General features: G+C 43.4%; 7 protein-coding genes. 2 read left to right on the forward strand and 5 right to left on the reverse strand.

Annotation, left to right across the window (positions count from 1 at the left end; translation table 11 throughout):
• Positions 1-19 precede the first annotated feature (19 nt).
• A complete protein-coding gene (locus IEY67_RS21050) occupies positions 20-1,363 on the forward strand; it encodes an aspartate kinase (RefSeq protein WP_183672291.1) in 1,344 nt (447 codons plus the stop codon).
• Positions 1,364-1,448: 85 nt separating this feature from the next.
• On the opposite strand, the gene mscL is transcribed toward IEY67_RS21050, so the two are convergent.
• Entirely contained in the window at positions 1,449-1,874 is a 426-nt protein-coding gene (gene mscL, locus IEY67_RS21055) for a large-conductance mechanosensitive channel protein MscL (RefSeq protein ID WP_122357302.1), read from the reverse strand.
• A gap of 74 nt (positions 1,875-1,948) precedes the next feature.
• The gene (gene hcp / locus IEY67_RS21060) at positions 1,949-3,604 is read right to left on the reverse strand and encodes a hydroxylamine reductase (protein ID WP_183672292.1); all 1,656 of its coding nucleotides are present in this window, start codon (positions 3,602-3,604) and stop codon (positions 1,949-1,951) included.
• Positions 3,605-3,944: 340 nt separating this feature from the next.
• Here hcp and IEY67_RS21065 point away from each other — a divergent pair, with 340 nt between their 5' ends.
• On the forward strand, positions 3,945-4,613 hold the full coding sequence (locus tag IEY67_RS21065; RefSeq protein ID WP_122357304.1) for a Crp/Fnr family transcriptional regulator: 669 nt from the start codon (positions 3,945-3,947) through the stop codon (positions 4,611-4,613).
• Positions 4,614-4,682: 69 nt separating this feature from the next.
• Here the strand turns inward: IEY67_RS21065 and IEY67_RS21070 are convergent, their stop codons facing one another.
• From IEY67_RS21070 to IEY67_RS21080, 3 genes are all read right to left on the reverse strand, one after another.
• Entirely contained in the window at positions 4,683-5,192 is a 510-nt protein-coding gene (locus IEY67_RS21070; protein ID WP_122376327.1) for a ferritin-like domain-containing protein, read from the reverse strand.
• A gap of 114 nt (positions 5,193-5,306) precedes the next feature.
• Positions 5,307-6,467, reverse strand: a complete 1,161-nt coding sequence (fucO, locus tag IEY67_RS21075) for a lactaldehyde reductase (protein WP_183672293.1) — start codon at positions 6,465-6,467, stop codon at positions 5,307-5,309.
• Positions 6,468-6,594: 127 nt separating this feature from the next.
• On the reverse strand, positions 6,595-7,473 hold the full coding sequence (locus IEY67_RS21080) for a pirin family protein (RefSeq protein ID WP_122357307.1): 879 nt from the start codon (positions 7,471-7,473) through the stop codon (positions 6,595-6,597).
• Positions 7,474-7,712 lie beyond the last annotated feature (239 nt).

The following is a 7,712-nucleotide window of genomic DNA, read 5'->3' on the forward strand; positions in this document are numbered from 1 at the left end:
GATAACACAGTAAACAATCATGAAAGTATTGAAATTTGGCGGTACATCTGTTGGCTCAGCCCAACGGATGAAGAACGTCGTATCTATAATCCGTAATGGAGAACCTAAAATTGTCGTCTTATCAGCTATGTCCGGAACGACCAATTCGCTGGTCGACATCACCCGCTGTTTCTACCGTAAGGAGGCTGATGAAGCAAATAAGATCATCACCCGTCTGGAGCAGACCTATGCCGGACATATCGAGGATTTATATTCTTCTGTCGCCTATAAGGAAAAGGCTCTGGAACTGGTCATGGAGCGCTTCAACGTAATCTGGGCGTTCGCCGATACACCTTTTACCATATTTGATGAGAAAGTGGTCCTGGCACAGGGTGAATTGATCTCGACCGGAATGATGCACTTATACTTGCAGGAGCAGGGAATAAAATCCGCTTTGCTTCCGGCTCTCGATTTTATGCGGATCAATGCTGATGGAGAACCGGATATGGCATATATCTCAGAGCATCTCAATAACCAGCTTTCCCGCTTCCCCGGTACCGGAATCTTCATCACACAGGGTTTCATTTGCCGGAATGCATACGGAGAGACGGACAATCTGCAACGTGGCGGAAGTGACTATTCCGCTTCCCTGATCGGAGCTGCCATCCATGCTGAAGAAATACAGATATGGACGGATATTGACGGTATGCATAACAACGATCCCCGCGTAGTGGATCACACGGCACCTGTCCGCCAATTGAATTTTGAAGAGGCAGCGAAGCTCGCATATTTCGGCGCGAAAATACTCCATCCTTTCTGTATCCGCCCGGCAAAGGATAACAATATCCCTGTCCGCCTGCTAAGCTCTTTGCAGCCGGAGGTTCCCGGAACACTGATCTCCAATACGGCAGAGAAGGGAAGGATCAAGGCGGTAGCGGCGAAAGATAATATCGTGTTCATTAAGATGAAGTCGTTGAATATTTTACCACCTCATAAGTTCCTGAATGTGGTTTTTGAAACGTTCGCTCTTTATAAAACGGCTGTCGACATGGTGACGACATCGGATATCGGTGTCTCTGTGACCATAGATAATCCTGAACATTTACAGGAAATAGTTACAAACCTGGAAAAGTATGCAACGATCTATGTGGAAAGGGATATGGTGATCGTATGTGTTGTCGGAGATCTTGAATGGCAGAATGTCGGCTTTGAAGCCCGTATCATAGATGCGTTAAAAGATATCCCTGTGCGGATGATCTCTTACGGAGGAAGTAGCAGTAACGTCTCGCTGGTTATGAAGTCTGCCGATAAAGCTCGGGCGCTGCAAGCATTAAGCTCTCGCCTGTTCCCGAAACCGGATGTACCGGAACCTGTCGGTGCATAGAAAATAAAAGCGTGTCAAAAGAGGCAGACCTCTGTTTTGACACGCTTCCCTATCTTTGTGGAAACCTTATTCGTAAGGCTTTTGCTTATTTCTTTTCTTTCAGTAAGTCACGTATTTCAGTCAGCAACTGAACATCAGCCGGTGGAGCGGGAGGGGCGGCGGGAGTTTCCTCTGCCTTCTTCTTGTTGAGGGCATTCATCCCTTTTATCATCAGAAAGATTGCAAACGCAATGATGATAAAGTCCAATGTCACTTGTAAAAAGTTCCCGTAGTTGATGGATACGGCAGGAGTGATTACTTTGTCACCTTCCATTACCGCGTGCTTCAATACGATTTTCAAATCCGTAAAGTTCACACCACCCACCAGTAACCCTACTGCTGGCATAATAATATCTCCAACGACAGAAGATACGATCTTTCCGAAAGCACCACCGATGATGATACCGACAGCCATGTCAACGACGTTGCCGCGCATGGCGAACTGCTTAAATTCTTGTAAAAACTTCCCCATATATATTCGCCTTTTTATGATATAACCATTCTTATCCGGATTTGGTTGCGAATATACAAAGTTTCGTTAAAATATCAGGCAAGAATCAGTTTTTCAATATCCTCGTCTACAGTGCTGATCGTCCCGATACCGAAGTTCTCAACCAGTACCTTTGCCACGTTGGGAGAAAGGAAAGCCGGAAGCGTCGGACCCAGGTGAATATTTTTGACTCCAAGACTCAGCAGGGCGAGCAGGACGATCACCGCCTTTTGTTCGTACCAGGCGATATTATAGACGATCGGCAGTTGGTTGATATCTTCCAGTCCGAAAGCCTCCTGCAGCTTCATGGCTATAACGGCAAGTGAATAACTGTCGTTACATTGTCCGGCATCCAATACGCGGGGAATACCGCCTATATCTCCCAATGGCAATTTGTTGTAACGGTATTTGGCACAACCGGCAGTCAGGATCACGCAGTCGGAGGGTAATTCGCTGGCGAATTCCGTATAATAGTTACGGCTCTTCATACGTCCGTCGCATCCGGCCATCACCACGAACTTACGGATTGCACCGCTTTTAACGGCATCGATCACTTTATCAGCCAAAGCCATTACCTGGTTATGGGCAAAACCTCCGGTGATCTGTCCATGTTCGATCTCTTTCGGTGCTGCACAACGTTTGGCATGTGCTATGATCTCTGAAAAGTCTTTTGTTTTACCATCTTCTCTGGAAGGTATATGTTTCCATCCCGGGAAACCGGTCGAGTTGGTTGTATAGACACGGTCTTTGTAGGAAGCTCCTTCCAGCGGCGGTACGATACAGTTTGTTGTGAACAGGATCGGTCCGTTAAAGCTCTCGAACTCTTCCCGTTGCTGCCACCAGGCATTTCCGTAGTTGCCGACAAAATGTTTGTACTTCTTGAAAGCCGGATAATAATTGGCCGGTAACATTTCACTATGTGTATAAACATCGACTCCGGTTCCTTCTGTCTGTGCAAGCAGTTCTTCCATATCCTTCAGATCATGACCGCTGATAAGGATTGCCGGATTATTGCGGACACCGATGTTCACCTGTGTGATTTCCGGGTTACCGTAACTGCTGGTGTTTGCCTTGTCTAATAAAGCCATGGCCTTCACACCATAACTTCCGGTTTCCAGAACCAATGCTGTTAATTGCTCTGCGGAAAGGTCTTTTCTTAAAGTTTCCGCCAGGGCATATTGGATAAATCGGTGCAGGTCTTTATCCTCGAATCCCAGGTTTCCGGCATGTTCCACATAAGCTGCCATGCCTTTCAATCCGTAGATGGTTAGTTCTTTCAACGAACGGATGTCCGGGTTAGCTTCGCGTAAAACACCGACGGTCAGTGCTTTCCCTTCAAAACTGCTTTCATCGCCTATCCATACCAGTTCGTCGATGACCGGAAGTTCGATTGCCTGTTTGCGGGCTTCTTCCTTTAACCGGTCTCTTAAAGTGATACCTTCGACAATTCGTTTAGTAATACTTTCTATGTCAAAGTTCGCATTCGTGATTGTAGAGAAAAGGGCATCGACAACGAAGTGGTCGATATGTGAGGGAATTTCAACTCCGGCGTTCCGTAATAGAGTAGCTACAACGGAAACACCTTTAGTAACAAATAAAAGCAGGTCCATCCGGTTGGCTGTTTCATCATCTTTTCCACAGACACCTTTGATTGTACAACCTGTACCTTTTGCGGCTTCCTGACACTGAAAACAAAACATTTTTGCATCCATACTATTCTATAATTTATTGGTTTATATTATTCTGGAAACAAAAGTAAGGTGGTAAGGTTTCTTATATTGTACCAAATGTTACAAACGTGGATATTTTTTAGATAGACACGGTAAAACTTTTAGCAGGATAGGAATGAAAGCAGTATGGGACCTTATATAACTTTGTTTAGTTGCCGATGAAAGTTGTTGCCGACAGTGTCAACAATATTGTCGACACTGTCGAAAGCTTTGCCGACGCTGTCGATTATTTTGCCGACACTGTCGGCAACAACTTTCCCTTGCAGAAAAAGAAGCTTTCCTCCATATCTTTTGTTATATTTGCCTGTATATATAATTGAATATGATAGCTATTCTTTCTAAATCCATCCTATTCCGGGATATTCCGGAATCTGAGATTTCCGCTTTGTTGGAAACGGCGGCTTACCGGGTTGTTACTTACCGGACAAAAGATGTCGTTGCTTTACAGGGAACGCCCTGTAATCATCTGATGATCGTTTTGAACGGACTTTTACAAGGGCAAATGGTGAATGATGCAGGTAAACTCGTTGTTATTGAAGAGTTGGAAGCCGCTCAATTATTAGCCCCTGCATTTTTATATGCTCCGAAAAATAATCTGCCGGTAAACATTATTGCTATGGAATCGTCGGAGATCTTATTTATTCATCGGGATGATTTTACCGTTTGGATGCAACAGAACAGGCAACTTCTTCAGAACTTCCTGATGTTGATATCCGGAAGAAGCCATTTCCTGAGCGATAAGATCATGTTCCTGTCCCTGAAGAACATAAAGAATAAGATTGCGGATTATTTGTTGCGTAAGTTACCGGATGCATTGTCGACTGTGATTCATTTAACAGAAACACAGCAGGAGATAGCCGATTCGTTCGGTGTTACCCGGCCGTCATTGGCACGGGCGCTGGCAGAGATGGAGCAGGAGGGAATCATCTCTATAGACAGGAAAGTGGTAAAAGTATGTAATATGCCTGCATTGAAGCAGATGGCACAATAAAAAATAAACCCACAGCTTTCTATTGAAAGGAGCGGGTTTATTTTTCAGTAATTTATACCGGACCAGGTATTACTTTAAGAAAGAACTTTTCATTCTGGCAATATCTGTCAAGTAGTCTTGCAAATCCTGTTCATGATCTTCTTCCATACCCAGGATATGTTTGGCGATTTCGCAGGTAGTAAAGTCCTTACCGTCTGTGAATTCGGCGATTTGCTGATATCTGACGATAGCGCAACGTTCAGAAGCGATGTTTTGGTTCAGCAGGCTGACAACGTCAAAATCATTTGGTACGTCATATTTACATCTTGCCAGTTCAAACCATTGTTTCGGATCGAGAACAGGAACGCCTTCCAGTTCGATGATACGGTCAGCCAACAGTTTTGCGTGACCAAATTCTGAGATGGCGTGTTTTTCAAATTCAGCCTGTACGTTTGCACGCATAGCACCTTCTGCAACCAAAGCGCCTACCCAATATTGATAGTATGCTAACCATTCTTCTGATAATGCAGCGTTAAGCTGTGATAATAAACTTTCTACGTCTAGTTTCTGCTGTAGAATCTTAACACTTTCTTTTGCCATAACTGTAAAATTTAGTTTAGTATAATGCTCGTTTGTCTTGTTCAAACAATGCTGCCGGGCGTTTGTTCATACTAAACTAAATTGAAACAGTAATTTATTATTTTTTCTATTCTGTTAGATATACGCTTTCCGATATAGGGTTAAAAGGTCTTCAACGGTGATATCTCTGGGGTTACCAGGTGTACAAACGTCTGCATAAGCAGATTGTGCCAATTGCTCCAGGTCTTCTTCTTTGACGCCTATTTCGCTTAGTTTTTGAGGAATACCGATTTTGAGGGATAATTTTTTGACTGCTTTTACGGCTGCAACAGCTGCCTCGTCGTCATTCATCCCTTGTACGTTGCATCCCATTGCCTCAGCTATTTTTTTGTATTTCTCTATGGAAGACGGCATATTATATTCCATAACGTAAGGCAACAAAAGTGCGTTGGCAACCCCGTGAGGTATATTATAGAATGCTCCCAGCGGATGAGCCATTCCATGTACGGCGCCTAATCCGACATTGCTGAATCCCATACCTGCTATATACTGGGCAACGGCCATACCGTTCCGTGCTTCCAGATCATGACCGTTTTCTACGGCGGCTGGCAGGTAACGGGCTATCATTTCAATGGCTTTTAATTCAAACATGTCCGACATTTCCCAGGCTCCTTTTGTAATATATCCCTCGATCGCATGGGTAAGGGCATCCATTCCGGTTGCTGCGGTTAATGATTTAGGCATGGAACTCATTAGTTCTGCATCGACAATAGCCAGAACAGGAATATCGTTAGGATCTACACAGACCATCTTTTTGACATTCTCTTCGTCTGTAATGACATAGTTGATAGTGACTTCTGCTGCTGTTCCGGCTGTTGTTGGCAATGCAATAACGGGTACGGATTTGTTTTTTGTGTTGGCTACACCTTCCAAGGAAACGACGTCAGCGAATTCCGGATTATTGGTGATAATACCTATTGCCTTTGCTGTATCTGTGGGAGAACCTCCGCCTATGGCAATGATGAAATCGGCACCGGAAGCGGCATAAGCTTTAACTCCGCTCTTTACATTAGTTACTGTCGGGTTTTGTTTAACTTCCGGGAAAATGGAGTAGGGAATAGCTGCCTGCTCCAATACGTCGGTAATTAATTTTACAACCCCAAATTTTACAAGATCATTGTCTGTAACGATAAATGCTTTCTTCAGATTCCTTCTTTTAACTTCTTCGGGAATAATAGCTCTTGCCCCCGGGCCAAAGTAAGAAGTTTCATTTAATATGATTCTGTTCATGCTCATATAGTTTTTCTTTAGGTTATAACTGTAACAGGGGGGCAAAAGTAAAGCATTGTCTGTTCCTGAAACTTATAAATATGATATTTATGGTTTCAAAACTGACAATGCTTTTATGTTGGGTTATAATGGCTTAATCTTCCAGTTTACCGAACTTACCGGCTGCCAGGTCGATATAGGCTTGTTTCAATTCTGCCACATTATTCATGACAAACGGACCGTAAGCGGCAATAGCTTCTTTGATAGGTTCTCCGCTCAGGACTAGGATGGTCGCTTTGTTTACAGCCTGGAGGTTGAAACTTTCTCCTTTATTTTCAAATAAGGCAAAATAGTCGGTTGGAACCAGTTCGTTATTATTGATTTTGACAGAGCCTTCAATAACCAGTATTGCTGTATTGTAATTTGCCGGAAACGAAAAATCGGCATTTCCACCCTTATTCAGTTTTACATTAAGTAAATGCATGGGAGTAAAAGTGGATGCTATTCCATTTGTTTCCTGATAGCTTCCGGCAATGACTTCGACCAGCCCGGCATTGTCGGGTAATTCAACTTTCGGTATCTGGCTGTTGACGATAGACTGGTATTTGGGATCAGCCTTTTTATCTTTAGCCGGGAGATTGATCCATAGTTGTACGACATGGAATTCTCCTCCTTTCTGGCTGAATTGTTCTTCATGGTATTCTTTGTGAAGAACACCGGATGCTGCTGTCATCCACTGGATATCGCCCGGACCGATCACACCGCTGTTTCCTCTGCTGTCATGGTGGGCAACCTTACCTTTATATACGATCGTGACGGTTTCAAACCCACGATGTGGATGAACTCCGACTCCTCTTGGCTCTTTTCGTGGTGAAAATTCCATTTTTGCATTATAGTCGAGTAGGATAAAAGGATTCATACGTTCTCTACTTAATTCTTCCAGATGAGGTATGAAGTTATGTACTCTGAATCCGTCTCCGACCATGTGCGGTGCCGGAGGTGCTATGATACTTTCTACTTTTTTTATTGTCATAAATAATCTCCTTATTTTTTAGTAAAACAAAAAAGAAGAAGGCTTTGTTGTATCTGCCGGCTTCTCACATATTATAATGTATAGTAATGCCGGACTTTTGGGTAAAGAATGGTCATAGGCACTGAATTTTGAGGGAACGTTGTTGGTGTGTCCAATGTTGAATTTATTTTCGTTTGTAATAGTCAGTTCTTCAGAATTATAGTGTGATGATAACGTTATTATCTAAAAAATAGTTTCTA

Source organism: Parabacteroides faecis (genome assembly GCF_014647375.1).
Classification (GTDB): domain Bacteria; phylum Bacteroidota; class Bacteroidia; order Bacteroidales; family Tannerellaceae; genus Parabacteroides; species Parabacteroides faecis.

What these genes read in the sequence shown, in the direction of transcription:
- mscL (WP_122357302.1), bottom strand. Translation starts at nt 1,874, where the DNA reads ATGGGGAAGTTTTTACAAGAATTTAAGCAGTTCGCCATGCGCGGCAAC.
- IEY67_RS21050 (WP_183672291.1), top strand. Translation starts at nt 20, where the DNA reads ATGAAAGTATTGAAATTTGGCGGTACATCTGTTGGCTCAGCCCAACGG.
- IEY67_RS21080 (WP_122357307.1), bottom strand. Translation starts at nt 7,473, where the DNA reads ATGACAATAAAAAAAGTAGAAAGTATCATAGCACCTCCGGCACCGCAC.
- IEY67_RS21065 (WP_122357304.1), top strand. Translation starts at nt 3,945, where the DNA reads ATGATAGCTATTCTTTCTAAATCCATCCTATTCCGGGATATTCCGGAA.
- IEY67_RS21070 (WP_122376327.1), bottom strand. Translation starts at nt 5,192, where the DNA reads ATGGCAAAAGAAAGTGTTAAGATTCTACAGCAGAAACTAGACGTAGAA.
- hcp (WP_183672292.1), bottom strand. Translation starts at nt 3,604, where the DNA reads ATGGATGCAAAAATGTTTTGTTTTCAGTGTCAGGAAGCCGCAAAAGGT.
- fucO (WP_183672293.1), bottom strand. Translation starts at nt 6,467, where the DNA reads ATGAGCATGAACAGAATCATATTAAATGAAACTTCTTACTTTGGCCCG.